This window comes from Roseovarius sp. BRH_c41 (assembly GCF_000961715.1).
In the GTDB taxonomy this organism is placed as follows: domain Bacteria; phylum Pseudomonadota; class Alphaproteobacteria; order Rhodobacterales; family Rhodobacteraceae; genus Roseovarius.
In genome coordinates this window covers 1-15,586 of the sequence record NZ_LADY01000071.1, presented here as the reverse complement: position 1 = coordinate 15,586, position 15,586 = coordinate 1, and the positions used below count along the sequence as shown (strand labels likewise).

Genomic DNA, 15,586 nt, shown 5'->3' with positions numbered 1-15,586 from the left:
AAGTCACAGAGAGGGTAGCAGATTGCGGATATGCTCTCCAAAGGTCTTCACCACCGCAGAGCGTTCTGTGTCTGAATAGTCCACAAGAACCCCGATATGTGGCAGGCGCGGCAAGTAGCGATCAAGGATATAAAGGTCCGGCGGAACCGCCTTCTGCGTAAAGACGCAAACGGCCAATCCTGATCTTGCAATGGCAATCAAGCCACCCAAACTGTTACTTGCAAAGGATATTCTGTAGTTGATCCCAGCCCGATCCATCGCATCGCAGGCCGCCTTGTGATCCATTGTATTGGAGGCTGATAGAGCCAACGGTAAGGTGTCGCCATACTCTTCCAAGGCAAGTTTGGGTTTGTTTCCAACCCAAACCAACTTTTCCTGCCGCAGGATTTCATCTGCTTCTGTCGGATGCGAGGTAGAGATCAGAGCCAGATCAATCTGGCGCTGCTGCACCAGTCGGCGCAGCTCAACTGTCGGCGCGGCAACAACCGTGATGTCCACAGCAGAATGAATGGCCCCGAAACTTTGCAACAAAGACGGGCCGAAGGCGATCAGATAGTCCTCCGGGCACCCAAAACTGAGTGAACCATAGAGACCCTTGTTGGTAAACTCCGAGATCGCTTCGTCATGCGACTTCAGGATGCGCTCAGCATAGATCAGAAATCGCTCCCCAGCCTCGGTCGCATGAATACCGCTGCCCGACCGGTGAAACAGTTTCTGCTCCAGCACCTCTTCCAGCCGTTGGATTTGCATTGTGACGGCCGACTGTGTCCGCAGCACCTGAATGGCCGTCGCACTCAGCGATCTTGACCGCGCTGCACAAACAAATGTGCGAAGCAAGCGCAGGTCCAATGTTTGCAGCATATCAGAATTCCTAATATCCCAATTGATTATTATCAATTTTACTGGATTCACCACACGCGTCTAGTCTTTCCCGTGCAGATGGGTCTCCGGACAAGAAAGGTGAAATGATCTATGTCGGCGAACAGCAATCACGAGTTCTGGACCTCCGCTCGAACCCACCTCCTCCGCTATGGCGGAAGTTTTGATCCCGTCATCATCGAGCGGGCACAGGGCAGTTTCGTTTATGACGCTGACGGGCGTGCGATCCTTGATTTCACGTCGGGACAGATGAGCGCGCTTCTTGGGCATTCCCATCCAAGCGTGGTCGCCACAATTCAACGGCAAGCCGCTGATTCAATTCACCTTTTTAGTGGAATGCTCTCTTGGCCAGTTGTCGATTTGGCACGTCGGTTAGCGGGAATTGCACCGGGATTGGATCGCGTGCTTTTATTGTCGACCGGGGCGGAGTCCAACGAAGCCGCGATCCGCTTGGCCAAGCTGGTGACAGGCAAGCACGAGATCGTCGCCTTCGCGCAAAGCTGGCATGGCATGACCGGGGTTGCGGCATCGGCAACCTATAGCGCTGGCCGCAAGGGCTATGGACCATCATCCGTCGGTTCTTTGGCGATACCGGCACCAAACAGCTACCGCCCCCGCTTCAAAACCCCCGAAGGGCTCCTTGATTGGCAAGCCGAGTTGGATGATGGATTCGCGCTCATTGATGCGCAATCAACCGGAAACCTTGCGGCCTTCATTGCAGAACCAATTCTATCCAGCGGCGGTGTGCTGGAATTGCCTGAGGGCTATCTGAGCGCCTTGCAGCAAAAGTGTCACGAGCGCGGGATGCTGCTGATCCTTGACGAGGCCCAAACTGGGCTGGGTCGCACAGGCGACATGTTTGCCTATCAGCGCGACGGAATAACACCTGATATTCTGACACTTTCCAAGACAATTGGCGCGGGTCTTCCCCTTGCCGCAGTGATGACCACGGCCGAAATAGAAGACAAGGCGCATGAAAAGGGCTTTCTGTTCTACACCACCCATGTTTCGGATCCATTACCGGCTGCGGTTGGCCTGACCGTCATTGACGTGGTCGAACAGGAACGCTTGGTCGAACGTGCGCGCTTTATGGGCAAGCGTCTCTTCGCAGGGCTGCATGCGCTGAAACAGCGGTTTGATTGCGTCGGCGATGTGCGGGGTCGCGGCATGCTTGCCGGGCTCGAAATTGTGTCTGACCGGCAGAACCGCATCCCGGACCATGAGACAGGCGCGCGCATCGCCGCCGAAGCGTTACGCCGAGGCCTCAGCATGAACATCGTGAAACTTCCCAGCATGGGCGGTGTGTTCCGCCTCGCCCCCCCTCTCACGATTTCCGAAGACGATCTCGAACAGGGGCTCGGTATAATCGCAGACGCGATAGAGGCCACCATGACGCGCGGGATCACACCCACCAACCAAGCCAGCGGCCAGAGCATCAAGATCGAGACAGCACATACGCGTGATGCCTGTGCAAAGGACCCACAGACATGACCGTCGAAAGAGACCGGATGCCCGGCTCAGAAAACCTGTCCAACACCCCAAGGATCCGCGTTCTTGTCGCAAAACTTGGCCTCGACGGGCATGATAGAGGTGCCAAAGTGGTTGCACGCATCCTTCGCGATGCCGGAATGGAGGTCATCTATTCCGGCCTCTACAAAACTCCCGCGCAAATTCTGGAAGCCGCGATTCAGGAAGATGTAGACGTGATCGGGGTCAGCCTTCTGTCCGGCTCCCATGTCCCTCTCTTTGCCGCGCTCGGCAGCCTGCTACGAGACCAGCAGGCCGATCATATTCTGCTCGTCGCTGGTGGCGTGATCCCGGAACAGGATTATGACGCGCTGATGAACAGCGGCGTGGATGTCATCGTGCCGCAAGAGGCGCGGTCTGATATGATTGTATCTGCGATCCGAGACCTCGTAGACGCGCGCGGTCGCATATGACTTTGGTCACGCGCAACGCCACACCCAAGCGGGGCATTTACCGCCCCTCGGCTGACCTCGTGCCCAAAGTGCTGGCGGGCTCCAGACCCGATATCGCCCGGATGATTTCGCGCGCCGAAGCTGGCTATGACGAGGCGTCTGATGCCTTGGCCGCACTCTATCGCCATGCCGGGCGGGCGCATGTGATCGGCGTCACAGGCGTGCCGGGCGGCGGAAAATCCTCGCTGATCTCGGCGCTGATCCGCGCCTATTCGGGCGACAGTCACAAGGTTGCGGTGGTCGCCGTAGACCCGAGCAGCCCCTATTCCGGCGGTGCCATCCTCGGCGACAGAATCCGCATGGGTGACAGCGCCGAGGCGCAGCAGGCCTTTGTTCGGAGCATGGCCACACGCGGCCATTTGGGCGGTCTCGCACGGGCCACACTCCAAGCCGTTGATGTGCTGGATGCAGCGGGATACTCGCCCATTTTCATCGAAACTGTCGGTGTGGGCCAAGATGAGGTCGAAGTGGTCACCGCCGCTCATACGGTGGTGGTGCTGTCGCCACCCGGCCTCGGAGACGACATACAGGCCATCAAGGCCGGCGTGACAGAGATTGCTGACATCCATGTTGTCTCCAAAGGCGACAAACCCGACGCAGCGGCCACCGCCTCAGCGCTCAGGGGCATGATGTCTCTGACGCCTTTGGGCAGACCATCAGAATGGGAGACTCCGATCCTGACGCTCAGCGTCGCAACGGGGGATGGTATCCTTGACCTGAAGCAATGCCTCGACAGCCACCACGCCCACCTTGTGGCCAGCGGCGAACTCGCCCTGCGTCAAAGATCCATTAGCCGAACGCGGGTTCTCGCGACCCTCAACCATCTCCTCCGCCGAGAGTTCGACGAAAATACCACAAACCTCGCCGCGCACTTGCAGGCTGTGGCCGACCGTAGCTCGGATCCGATGACGGCAGCTCTCGCGCTTTTGGGATTGAACAGGATGGAAGCCAAACCATGACCGACTATTCCCCAGAGACAACCGAAAAGCTGCGGGCAAGTCTTGCGGAATGGGAGCAGGATGAACTCGCCGCGACGCTGAACATCCGCCCCGAGGACAAGACCGACTACCGCACCGAATGTGGCATCCCCCTCAAACGCATCTACACGGCAGCGGATGTGGCCGATATTCCACTCGAGGACATCGGCTTTCCCGGCAAGTTTCCCTTTACGCGCGGGCCTTACCCAACGATGTACCGTGGCCGTCCCTGGACAATTCGGCAGGTCGCAGGATTTGGCAACCCCGAGTCGACCAACCAACGCTACAAGTACATGATCGAAACCGGGCAGACTGGCCTGTCCACGGACTTTGATCTTCCAACCTTGCTCGGTCTCGACTCCGATGATCCGATGGCCTTTGGCGAAGTTGGCCGCGTTGGGGTTTCAATCGACTCGATTGATGATGTTGACCGGCTGTTCGACGGGATCGACCTTGAAAAAATATCGGTCTCGCTGACGATCAATCCCTCTGCCTGGGTCATCTATGCGATGTTTGTCGCCAGTGCTGAACGCCGCGGCAATGATCTCACCAAACTCACCGGAACGCTCCAGGCCGATCCGCTCAAAGAATATGTTGCGCAGAAAGAATGGATCTATCCAGTGCGGCCAGCGGTTCGCCTGTTGCGTGACCTGATCATCTACAGCACGAAAACAACCCCGAAAATCAACCCAATAAGCCTCAGCGGCTATCACCTTTCGGACGTCGGCGGGAATGCCATTCAGGAAATCGCGTTCACCATGGCCTTTACCATCGCCTATTGTGAAGAGGTGATCGCCGCGGGCATGGACATTGACGACTTTGCCCCACGCCTGTCGTTCTTCTTCATCAGTCATCAGGATTTCTTTGAGCAGATCTGCAAATTCCGCGCGGCCCGGCGGGTCTACGCCAAGATCATGGCCGAAAGGTTCAGCGCGAAAAAAGCAGAATCCATGCGCTTGCGTGTCCATGTCCAGACCGCAGCGATGAGCCTGACCAAGATGGAACACAAGAACAACCTGATGCGAACAGCGTTTCAGGCGCTTGGCGCTGTGCTGGGCGGCTGTCAAAGCATGCATACCAACGGCCTTGACGAGGCCTTCGCCATTCCCACCGAAGAGGCGATGAAGCTCGCAATCAGGACACAGCAGATCATTCGCGACGAGATCAACGTAACATCCGTCGTTGATCCCCTTGGCGGCTCTTACTTCGTTGAAAGCCTGACAAGCGAGATGGAGCGGGAAATCTGGAAGGTTCTGGACGAGGTGGATCGTCTTGGTGGGGCTGTAAAGCTGGTCGAAGACGGCTGGTTCCAACAGAAACTTGCGGATTCTGCCTATCAGACATTCAAGCTCATTGATCGAGGCGAGAAAATTTCGGTTGGGGTGAACCGGCATGTGGATGCAAATAGCGCGCCAGCAGCGGTTGAAATTCATCCCTACGACGAGAATTGCACCACCCTTCAGGTCAGCCGTCTGAAGGAGCTTCGCGAAAACCGAGACAACAGCTTGGTTAATGACCTTCTGAGCGACCTTAAACAACAGGCCCGGACAGAGCAAACCAACCTGTTGCCCAAAACGATCGAACTGGTCAAAGCACGCGCCACGCTGGGCGAAATCTGCAGCGCCTTGCGCGAGGTTTGGGGGGCTTATGATGAACCCAATATTGTCTGAGGAGTCCGCGATGCCTGAACCCGTCCTGACACACAGTGATGGCCCCATACGCTGGATCAGGCTGAATCGTCCCGAAAGATTGAATGCAATGAACGGGCCACTGGTCGATGGGCTTGTTCGCGCGCTCGACTCTGCCAATACCGACCCGTCTGTCAGGGTCATCATCCTGCATGGAGAGGGCCGCGCGTTTTGCTCGGGCGATGATCTTAAGGATCTTGATGCGCAGACCGCCTCGGACGCCACCACGGCGGCCTGGGTTGAGACCATCCAACGCGTCACCTTGCAGATCATGGATTCCGACAAGATCGTTATCGCTGCCGTCCATGGCTGGTGCGTGGGCGGCGCACTCGAATGGGTGATCAATTGCGATTTCCGGCTGTTTGCTGCAACCACCCGGTGGTTCTTTCCAGAAGTGTCTTATGGGCTTTTCGTCACTGGGGGCGTTACGGCACTGCTGACCAAACAGATCGGCCCGCAAAAAACCAAGGAACTGATGATACTCGGCGCGCGTCAGGATGCTCAGATGGCACTCGATCTTGGCATCGCATGGAAGCTGGTCCCCGAAGACTCCCTTTTGAACGAAGCACGCCAACTGGCATCAGCGATCATCGAAAAACCCGCAGTCGCAGTCGCGGACATCAAGCGCGCGATCAATCAAGGGTTTCACTCGACACTCAAGGACGCAATGGAGATCGAAACCGAGGCGACGGTTCGCGGCTTTCTGTCACCCGCGTCGCAGGCCTTGGTGAGGGAATTCTGATGAGCGTCGACACTTCGGTTCAGGGCGTGACCTGTGACCCGGCGTCAGCGATGGTATCCATGCTGGATCGCGTCTTGCCGCTCATTCTCCGTCGACAGGCGGAACAATTGGGCGATATGCCATTCCTCGAAATCTGCGGGCGCCCGGTTACATTCGCCGAAATGGACCGGATCACCGACCAGCTTGCCAACGGCCTTCGGCAGCTCGGCGTCAAACACTCGGATCGCATCGCTCTGTTGCTTCCCAATTGCCTCGAATTTGTCGCGCTATGGTTTGCGGCGTCCAAGCTCGGCGCGATTGAGGTGCCCAGCAATCCGGGGCTGCGCGGCGATCTCCTGATCCACAACTTGCAAAGCAGCCGTGCCGAAGTGTTGGTTGCGGATGGCGCGACCCTCAACGAGATTGCCGCCGTACAACAGCATCTTCCTCTGATCCGCACCCTCATTCTGGTTGACGCAACGCCAGAGTCAGCGCGTGCGGCCGGAGTGCGCATCGACCGGATCATTCCCTATGACGCGTGCCTGTCGTCACAAACTGCCTTTGATCGTCCGGATGTGCGGTATTCTGATCCAATGGCGATCTTGTACACCTCCGGGACAACGGGTCCGGCCAAGGGCGTGGTGATGTCGCATCATCAATGTTTTGCTTGGACCGAGGCGATGGCCCGCAATCTTGGCTATACGTCGTCCGACAGCTATTTTTCCGCACTGCCCCTGTTTCACACTGACGCGCAGATGTTCGGCGTCTACATGCCGCTCGTGTTTGGAACAAAGTCCACGATCGTTGATCGGTTCAGCGCCTCCCGGTTCTGGGATCAAGTGCGGGCCAGTGGCGCGACCGCATCCAACATGCTGGGTGCCATGGCCGTAATCTTGATGCGAGCACCGCCCGCCGCGAATGAGACCGAAAACCCTCTGCGTGTTTGCCAGTGCATCCCCCTCGTGCCAGACAAGCCAGCCTTTGAGAGCCGCTTTGGCCTGAAAGTTGTCACTGGCTACGGGCAAACGGAAACCAGCTTTGTCACACTGGACAGCGTTGATGAGGCCCGTGAGAATTCCTGTGGGCGCGCGCACCCCGATTGGGAGGTCGCAGTGGTTGACGAACATGATCGACCCGTTCTTGCAGGTGAGATTGGTGAGATCGTCGCACGCCCCAGGAAAAGTTGGTGCATTTTCTCCGGCTATGACGGCTTTGAGGCAAAGACGATCCAAACGCTCCAAAACCTATGGTATCACTCGGGAGATGCGGGTTATCTCGACGCAGAGGGCTGGCTTTATTTCAAACACCGCCTCAACGAGGCGATCCGGCGCAGAGGTGAGAATGTATCGGCCTATGAAGTCGAGAGCATCGCCGAGGGCCACCCAGATATCGTCGAAAGTGCTGCATTCGGCGTGCCGTCGGACCTGACCGAAGAAGATATCATGGTGGTCGCGTTGCGGCGTCCCGGTTCGGGTCTCAAACCAGAAATCCTGCGCGACTATTTTCTCGATAATGCGCCACGTCACTTGGTGCCGCGATACATCGAGATCACCGACGATCCCCTCCCAAGAACGCCGACCGAGAAAACCTCTCGGGCAGCATTGAAACAGCGCGGTGTCGGGATGCAGACCTTCGATACGTCAGAACGCTGATGCGACCGCACGGGGTCAGCCCGCGGACCGACACTGGAACAAAGCCCCGCCACCCTAGCCCACGCCTGTCGCCTACTCCGACCTCAACCCTGTGATCTGCGCGTGAACAATCGGATGTAATTCAGCGGATGCCCGAGTGATCCATCTCGTAAAATCCATCATGGCTGGCGTCGACGGTCGTTCGGCCGGCCAAGTCAAAAAGTAGCGCCCTGCCGATACCGTCGTTGCAAATGGCTGAACCAGATGTCCTTCGGCCAGTCGTCGCGCAAACATCTCGACCGGCAACAGCGCCACACCTGCGCCAGCGGATGCAACGTCAGCCAGCGCGATGGACGAGTCAAAGATTGGGCCCGTAAGCGCTGGACAAGACGCGCCCGCCGCCGAAAACCATCGCGACCACTCGTCACTGCGATAACTTCGAAGCAGGACTTGCCGACTCAAACAATCCGGGTGGCTCAGAGTTTCCGCGACGGATGGCGCACAGAGCGGTGTCAGCGGCGCCTCCAAAACCAGTTCGGCATTGTGTCCTGTCCAAGTTCCGGCGCCGTAACGTATGGCCATATCGAGGCCTTCTCGCAGTATCTCAACCCTGTTGTTGTTGGTCGAGATGCGCAGATCAATCGTCGGATGGCTACGTCGAAACTCTGACAGCCTTGGTAAAAGCCATCCAACAGCAAAGGTCGTGACGACACCGACTTTGAGCGTCTCAATGTGGCGGTGCCCGGTAATTCGGTCCAACGCACGCGCGATAGCGTCCAAACCATGCTCCAAAACCGGATACAAATCCCGCCCTTCGTCGGTTGGAACCAAACCGCCGGAGGTGCGCAGAAACAGCTTGGCCCCAAGCCGATCTTCTAGCCGCGCGATCTGATGGCTGACGGCCGCCTGAGTGACCCGCAATTCGATTGCCGCGCGTGTGAAACTGCCCTGCCTCAACGCGACCTCAAAGGTGCGCAGCCCGTTCAATGGTATATCCGGACGATCCATTGCCATTACTCCAGCTAATGACATGGGTTATACTTTGTCGTTTGAGGTCCGTAAATCGTAAGGTTATGCGTTCTCCATGACATCAGGTGATATCGGTGATCACGTCGCGGCCAGACCCAAGGTCTTCGGTACACACCGTCACCCGAGGGTCAGGCAAATACATAGGGTTTGGTACAACCAAGGATATGCGCATGCTTCTCTCACGTATTTCTATGCCGTTTCTGGCGGTCGGATTGGCCTGTGGCCTTCTCGCTTCGTCGTCAGCCGTCGCACAAGACGCCGAATCCCGCCTTGCCCAGACAATCGCGCAGATTGAGCAAACCCTTGACGCACGCGTCGGACTCCATATCCACGACAGCGCAACGGGCTGGTCTGTCAGCCATCGACCAAACGAGCGGTTTCTCATGGCCAGCACGTTCAAAGCCATGCTTTGTGGCGCGGTTCTGAGCCGGGTCGATAAGGGCACGCTCGCTCTTGATGAGCAGCTAGAAATCACAGACCAGGATATCCTCGAATACGCGCCAATAACGGAGAGCGAGATCGGCAAAACCATGAGTCTCGGAGAGCTTTGCTTTGCGGCGCTTGATATGAGCGACAACACGGCAACGAACCTTCTGATTGACCGCCTTGGCGGACCTCACAAGGTTACGGCATTCCTACGCGCTATCGGTGACCCGGTCAGCAGGCTTGATCGACGCGAGCCGGACCTGAACACCTTCACGCCCGGTGATCCTCGCGACACGACCACACCGGCTGCAATGGCGTCAACGCTGGAAAACATCCTGGCAGGTGATGCTCTTTCGCCTCAATCCCGTGCGCAGCTTGTCAAATGGATGAGTGCGGGCGGTGTCACAGGCGCCTTGATCCGGGCCAGCACCCCAAAAGGCTGGCAGGTCGCAGATAAATCAGGCAGTGGCGCGTATAACCGAAATATAGTTGCGATGGTGACGCCGCCGGATCAGCCCCCCTATGTCATCACCATGTTTCTGTCGGATACCGATGCCGATTTCGCAACACGCAACGCCGCTGTCATCACATTGTCAAAGGCTGTGATGGATGTGGTCACAAGCCGCTAAACGAAACGCGGGCGACGGGCGACCTTGACGGCGCATGCCCCAAAGCAGCGACAGAGCGCGGCCTCATGGCTCCCAGGTGTAGAGTGGGGATAGACGACCCGACCGACGCCGCAGAATAGTCATGCTGTTCTGCATCTTCTTATGCGGCTCCAAAAGGTTGATAAGCTCAAATTCACCGCTTGCCCGCTGACGATTGATCAAGACCTCGGTGAAAACCCGCAGCTCGGCATTTGTGAGGGTCGAGTGATAGGCGATCAGACCGCCATTCGGATTGACCAGTGGCCAATACTCGAGCGTGAAGTCGACATAGGCCTCCAATCCTCCACAGTCGAACCACACCAGATCCAGTGGCAGCATGTCGTCTGACAGCTTGGCGGCATAGCCTTCAAAGACATCGCGACGCAGGTCGAGATAGGGCGCGAGGCCCAGATCATCGACAACACCCAAGAGCCGTTCAACCTTGTTTTGACCGTGGGATTGATCATCCAATGTCATCAGTCGCGGCGCATAGGGGCGATCATACCAAGACGTCTTGCCGTAGACATTGCGGTCAGAACTGCGATCTTCATGGTCATCCGCCGCCGAGTCAGCGAGCGCTTGCAAGAGGTAAAGCGTGCTGAGCCCTGCTCCAACCTCGAATATCCGACGCGGTCTGACAAATCGCGCCAGCGCGTAGAGCAACGGCGCGGCGGTTTCAGTGCCAAATGTGCCATTCAGCGCCTGAGCCGCAGATCGGAACCCATATGACATCATCGCAACATCCTCGCAAGCGCGACGGCAATTGAACTGATCCGCACGCCTTCATTGACCAAAACCCGACGGCCATCGGCCGCCGTATGTTCGAACGCGGCATGATGCAGGGCCGCAAGCTGCCATTGGTCGTTCAGCACAGGGGCCCCAGAGGCACCCGCGGATGTGTCGCTGGTATAGTGAATCCAGTCCTCAAAGACATCGACCACGACATTGTCGCGCAGACTTATGGTCTGAGCCTCGCCGTCACCATGCTGGATCACGTTCAGGGCTTCGCCGATCAGAGCCTTGCCTGTGTCGGGCAAGATGTCGATAGAGCCGAAAACCCGGTGTGCTGCTTCAGCAGCGTTGGGTTCAAAGGCAACCAATGTGAAATCGAGCACCACATCCGTCAGAAACAATGTTCCCGGATCCAATGCCAGAACAACGCGGGAATTCTGGCGCGCGGACTCGTTCGACCAATACCCGAATTCGACCTGTCCGCGCGCTGCGGCGGTCCAGTCCGGCAACACGTGATTGTTGGTCAGGATCAACCCCGGCGCTACCGCAAACCCGCTGCCCAGGGATGGCTGTCCCGAGTCTGTCAGCGTTGCGACACGGCAAACTGCATCGGCGGTGCGCGCGCCATCCACCAAAAAGCTGCGCGGCACTCGGTCATCACGACCCACCACCGCCTCAAGGATGCGTCGCCCGTCCTGCAAATCGGACGCAGACAGCGCAGGACGGGCCTCTACCAAGAGCCGGGCACGTTCCTGCTGCCGTGCCATCGGCTCAATCGAGTTGGGGTCTACACTCTTACCCGAGAGCAAGTCGGTTAAAGAGCCCAAGCGTTGTTGCCGCACGGCTGCGCGCTGTTGAAACCGACCCGCACAGGCGGTTTGCTGAAGTTCCTTCAACATAAGAGACGCAGCCCTTCTGGCAGACGTGTCGTGCCATTTGCCCAGAAATCAGCGTTGAAACGCGGTCGGGTGCCCTCTGCAAAGGCAAGCGTCGCCGAAACCGACCCGCCATGGGAATACGTGCCGTGCCAGGTGCCCCAAGGCAGCATCAACCAATCGCCGGGTTGAAGATTAACGAAACTCATCTGTTCAGGCAGGGCGATCCGTTGACCAAGATGAAATGCTTCGCCGGCTTGCTCGTCCGCCACGACATTGCAGAGCGGCTCCGCCACCGCTGGCCCCGGCCCCACTTGCCAAAGTTTGCTTCCCGCCAACTGAACCACGACACTCCAGCGGGTGTCGAAATGCATTGGCGCTCCGGACTCAGGTGGCGAGATGTAGAGATTGATGCGATCAATCGCGTCACTCTCAACAGCGACCGGGGTCAGACAGCCGCGCAGCGCCGGTGATTGGCGTTCAAGATGCATGGCGCAATAAGTGCCGCGTCGATCCGCCTTGCGAAGGCCATCACCAAGTGACACTTCCTTGTGGTGGCCCGACGTATCGCGGTAGAGCAGCTTGCAACTGCATTTGCCCAGCGCCTCTATGATGGCCACCTCGGTTTCAGCGCAAAGAGCGCTTGGGCCACTGCCAAATGCGACACAGGCCGTCTCTTCCAGAGCCTCGTGCGCCCCCCCAGTCATGATACGTCCACCCCAGGTGCCACCTCTTGTCTGGGGCGAGAGTGATCATCAATATCCTCCTCCAGCGTACCGGCTCCGGTCAGGCCGAATACCGGTTCCCTGATCGGATCGAGTCCAAGCTTCTCCTCCCAAATCTGGTCGCGCAGCGCAATCGTATGAAAGGCCCCGAGTCCCTGCCAGGTTGCAGTCAGAAAGGCGCTTTGACTGCTGAACCCGACCTCGGAAATGACCGCTCTTGCCACTCTCGGATAGTTATATTTCCACGCCGTGCGCGGGAGAAAGGCAGTTATCAGAAAAACCACACCCGCCTCGGCCACCCATTGCTGGTCACCCGTCGCATGCGCAACCCAATCGCGCGGATCTTCGCGCGATAGCTCTTCCAGCGCGTGCCGACGGACGGAATAGTGATACAGACCGCGCGGAACCCCCTCGACATTCAGGACCACCGGATAGACCTCTACCGGGTGAAGCGATCCACCACTGGGTGAGGTTTTGCGCAAAAACACATCTCCCAAAGGATTGGGCACGGTCTTGGTCTCGCCCCAGCCATAATACAACAGCGTTGAAAGCTGCGCCTCTGTCATCGGCTCGTCAGAGAAGCGTCGCGTGGTGCGACGGGACAGCAGCACATCCTTGAAGGACTTGCTACGACCCTTGCGGCTGTCGTTTGCCCCGGGTTCGGAGAGCTGCAAAACCGGTACGCCGGGGCGCTCGTAATAGGCAGAGGGCTGACGTTCCAGACGCGCCCGCTCGGCGAGCATCTGGTTGTATTCCTCGGGAATGGCAAAGATCGTATCCGCCGTCGTCCGCGTCGCAAGCAGAAACCGCAACGCAGGCTCCCAAGCCGGACCCGGCGGGTCAAGCCGCGCTCCGCTGAGATCGGCCGCGCGGTCTTCAAGCACACCCAGCGTCATGAGCCCGACGAGACGATCAAGCTCCGCATTGACCGCCGGGGCGATCTCATCGCCAGCCGCAACACGATGCACCGCTTCGGCCAGAATATCGCGCAAGGATCGCCACGACATGTATCGACCCAGCCACTCTTCCTCCGCCCGCGCCCAGAACCGATAGCCGCCGGTGTCGCGATTGCCGATCAGAATGCGCTCGTCATCCATACCGACAATCGCTGCCTCCGAAAACCGCAGCACCAGATCGGCAGGCGGCACGGCTGCGCCGGGATCCTCGGCGTCATCTTTCTCCGACTCACCCATGGCTTTTCGCGATCTTCGACCAAGCGGAGTCTATGTCAGGGCGCAGCACCTCCATGTCTTTGGCCAGCGCTTCGACCAAGGTCCGCCCCTGAGGGCTAAGATTGTCATCCTTCAGAAGCATCGGGATTGCCTTTTCGGACCCGACAAGGATCACCGCGGCGCGGAACACGCAGTCTTTGTGCTCAGACTCGTTGATCGCGGCGCGACGCCAAAAATACTTGGTCAAAAGCGTGTAGATATAGAAGGCGTGCAAAAACCCGAAAAGATCACGTTTCGATCCCGACCACGGCAGCGTGTAATCATCCGTCTTGGGCGCGTCTTCCTGCACCAAGGGGACCAATTCACCCAAGCGATACAATACTTGATGACCGGCCTCGTGAACGATGGATTCTTCGATGTCGAGGATCCTCTCATCCAGATTCCCCAAGTAAACCACGCCTGCATACCGCGCCGCCGAACAACTTCGGAACGTCGCGTTAGGAAGGTAGCCGACAATCTGGACCACATCCTCGATCTGCGTCCGCAGCTCTGGCCACGCCTTGGCGATATTCTCGAACGCGAGACCCAAAAGCTCTTTCTGAAGGGCAAGCGGATGTCCGTAGCCATTCAGACCTTTCTCGGACGTCAAGAGCGGCTCAAAGTCATAGGACGGCGGCGTTGCGGCCATGATGTAGGGATCAAAATCGTCCTGTAACAGGGCAATCCGGGTTCCGGGGATATAATGCCTGTCCTCCCCGGCAAGTCGTCCCTTCACTCTTGCCATCACCTGCGCGACATTCTCGCAGTGGAACATGATTTCCTTTTCGTCGCCCCGCGCAAAGGCACGCCCAAGAAAATTCATCCAAGCGGTAAAGACAGGATCGACATAGAGACCGTCCTCTCCGTCGCCGTGGCCGGACAAAAGATCTAGAATCCCGTTCTGCACCGCTTCGCGGGTTGCGTCAGGTGCCACCGTCGCCGACACTTTTAGGCTTTTGCTGCCCTGAGTGCGCCGCGAAGTTATAAAGGCTTCGCGCATGGCCTGAACGCTGGTCGCATCTGAATCGGGATGAAAGGACGCCGGCCAGGACGTCACTTGCGTTTGCACCTCCATCTCAGCGTCCTCCAAACAGCCTTCCGCCGCCCTGTTGCTGTTGCTGGTCAAGGATCGCCGCCAACTGATCCAACCCGCGTGATCCGGTCTGCTGCTGTTGCTGATCGAGCAAGGCCGCTAGATTCGCGAGATTGCCCAGCTTGGCACCGCCCTGCTGCTGTTGCTGATCAAGGATCGCCGCCAACTGGTCCAACCCACGCGACCCGGTCTGCTGCTGTTGCTGATCGAGCAAGGCCGCTAGATTCGCGAGATTGCCCAGCTTGGCACCGCCCTGCTGCTGTTGCTGATCAAGGATCGCCGCCAACTGGTCCAACCCACGCGACCCGGTCTGCTGCTGTTGCTGATCGAGCAAGGCCGCTAGATTCGCGAGATTGCCCAGCTTGGCACCGCCCTGCTGCTGTTGCTGATCAAGGATCGCCGCCAACTGGTCCAACCCACGCGACCCGGTCTGCTGCTGTTGCTGATCGAGCAAGGCCGCAAGATTCGCGAGATTTCCCAGCTTGGCACCGCCCTGCTGCTGTTGCTGATCCAGCAGCGCCGCCAAGTTTTCCATAAACTTGCCGCCGCCCTGTTGCTGTTGCTGATCAAGCAAGGCCGCGAGGTTCGCGAGACTGCCCAGCTTGGCACCGCCCTGCTGCTGTTGCTGATCAAGGATCGCTGCCAACTGGTCCAACCCACGCGACCCAGTCTGCTGCTGTTGCTGATCGAGCAAGGCCGCAAGACCCGCGAGACTGCCCAGCTTGGCACCGCCCTGCTGCTGTTGCTGGTCAAGGATCGCTGCCAACGCGTCCAGCCCACGCGACCCGGTCTGCTGTTGTTGCTGATCAAGCAAGGCCGCGAGGTTCGCGAGACTGCCCAGCTTGGCACCGCCCTGCTGCTGTTGCTGGTCAAGGATCGCTGCCAACGCGTCCAGCCCACGCGACCCGGTCTGCTGTTGTTGCTGATCAAGCAAGGCCGCGAGGTTCGCGAGACTGCCCAGCTTGGCACCGCC

At 58.3% G+C, this 15,586-nt stretch carries 15 protein-coding genes; 7 read left to right on the top strand and 8 right to left on the bottom strand.

Annotated features, from left to right (window positions below):
• Nucleotides 1-3: 3 nt before the first annotated feature.
• Nucleotides 4-915, bottom strand: coding sequence for a LysR family transcriptional regulator (locus tag VR71_RS23870; protein WP_296430852.1), 912 nt, complete (start codon nt 913-915; stop codon nt 4-6).
• Between the two features lie 57 nt (nt 916-972).
• On the opposite strand from VR71_RS23870, the gene VR71_RS23865 reads away from it, so the two are divergent.
• The 6 genes from VR71_RS23865 to VR71_RS23840 are packed head-to-tail and all read left to right on the top strand — an operon-like array spanning nt 973 to nt 7,896.
• Complete coding sequence (locus VR71_RS23865) at nt 973-2,370, top strand: aspartate aminotransferase family protein (protein ID WP_045686794.1); 1,398 nt, start codon at nt 973-975, stop codon at nt 2,368-2,370.
• On the top strand, nt 2,367-2,819 hold the full coding sequence (locus VR71_RS23860; protein WP_045686793.1) for a cobalamin B12-binding domain-containing protein: 453 nt from the start codon (nt 2,367-2,369) through the stop codon (nt 2,817-2,819). The genes VR71_RS23865 and VR71_RS23860 overlap by 4 nt, the downstream gene beginning before the upstream one ends.
• Entirely contained in the window at nt 2,816-3,817 is a 1,002-nt protein-coding gene (gene meaB / locus VR71_RS23855) for a methylmalonyl Co-A mutase-associated GTPase MeaB (protein ID WP_045686792.1), read from the top strand. The genes VR71_RS23860 and meaB overlap by 4 nt, the downstream gene beginning before the upstream one ends.
• Nucleotides 3,814-5,505, top strand: coding sequence for a methylmalonyl-CoA mutase family protein (locus VR71_RS23850; RefSeq protein WP_045686791.1), 1,692 nt, complete (start codon nt 3,814-3,816; stop codon nt 5,503-5,505). The genes meaB and VR71_RS23850 overlap by 4 nt, the downstream gene beginning before the upstream one ends.
• Nucleotides 5,483-6,265, top strand: a complete 783-nt coding sequence (locus tag VR71_RS23845) for an enoyl-CoA hydratase/isomerase family protein (protein ID WP_367118667.1) — start codon at nt 5,483-5,485, stop codon at nt 6,263-6,265. Before VR71_RS23850 ends, VR71_RS23845 begins: the two co-directional genes overlap by 23 nt.
• Nucleotides 6,265-7,896, top strand: a complete 1,632-nt coding sequence (locus VR71_RS23840) for an AMP-binding protein (protein WP_045686789.1) — start codon at nt 6,265-6,267, stop codon at nt 7,894-7,896. Before VR71_RS23845 ends, VR71_RS23840 begins: the two co-directional genes overlap by 1 nt.
• Nucleotides 7,897-7,968: 72 nt before the next feature.
• On the opposite strand, the gene VR71_RS23835 is transcribed toward VR71_RS23840, so the two are convergent.
• Nucleotides 7,969-8,883 (bottom strand): LysR family transcriptional regulator, encoded by a 915-nt coding sequence (locus VR71_RS23835; RefSeq protein WP_045686877.1) that lies wholly within the window; start codon nt 8,881-8,883, stop codon nt 7,969-7,971.
• 191 nt (nt 8,884-9,074) lie between these two features.
• Here VR71_RS23835 and bla point away from each other — a divergent pair, with 191 nt between their 5' ends.
• Nucleotides 9,075-9,959, top strand: a complete 885-nt coding sequence (gene bla / locus VR71_RS23830) for a class A beta-lactamase (protein ID WP_296430851.1) — start codon at nt 9,075-9,077, stop codon at nt 9,957-9,959.
• 63 nt (nt 9,960-10,022) lie between these two features.
• Here the strand turns inward: bla and VR71_RS23825 are convergent, their stop codons facing one another.
• From VR71_RS23825 to VR71_RS23800, 6 genes are all read right to left on the bottom strand, one after another.
• The gene (locus VR71_RS23825; RefSeq protein ID WP_296430849.1) at nt 10,023-10,709 is read right to left on the bottom strand and encodes a class I SAM-dependent methyltransferase; all 687 of its coding nucleotides are present in this window, start codon (nt 10,707-10,709) and stop codon (nt 10,023-10,025) included.
• Nucleotides 10,709-11,608 (bottom strand): serine protease, encoded by a 900-nt coding sequence (locus tag VR71_RS23820; protein ID WP_296430846.1) that lies wholly within the window; start codon nt 11,606-11,608, stop codon nt 10,709-10,711. Before VR71_RS23820 ends, VR71_RS23825 begins: the two co-directional genes overlap by 1 nt.
• On the bottom strand, nt 11,602-12,291 hold the full coding sequence (locus tag VR71_RS25470; RefSeq protein ID WP_296430843.1) for a cupin domain-containing protein: 690 nt from the start codon (nt 12,289-12,291) through the stop codon (nt 11,602-11,604). The genes VR71_RS23820 and VR71_RS25470 overlap by 7 nt, the downstream gene beginning before the upstream one ends.
• On the bottom strand, nt 12,288-13,502 hold the full coding sequence (locus VR71_RS23810) for a SagB family peptide dehydrogenase (RefSeq protein ID WP_045686787.1): 1,215 nt from the start codon (nt 13,500-13,502) through the stop codon (nt 12,288-12,290). Before VR71_RS23810 ends, VR71_RS25470 begins: the two co-directional genes overlap by 4 nt.
• Entirely contained in the window at nt 13,495-14,454 is a 960-nt protein-coding gene (locus VR71_RS23805; RefSeq protein WP_296430842.1) for an HEXXH motif-containing putative peptide modification protein, read from the bottom strand. The genes VR71_RS23810 and VR71_RS23805 overlap by 8 nt, the downstream gene beginning before the upstream one ends.
• 142 nt (nt 14,455-14,596) lie before the next feature.
• The coding region (locus VR71_RS23800) for a hypothetical protein (RefSeq protein ID WP_045686785.1) at nt 14,597-15,586 on the bottom strand (990 nt) is incomplete at its 5' end.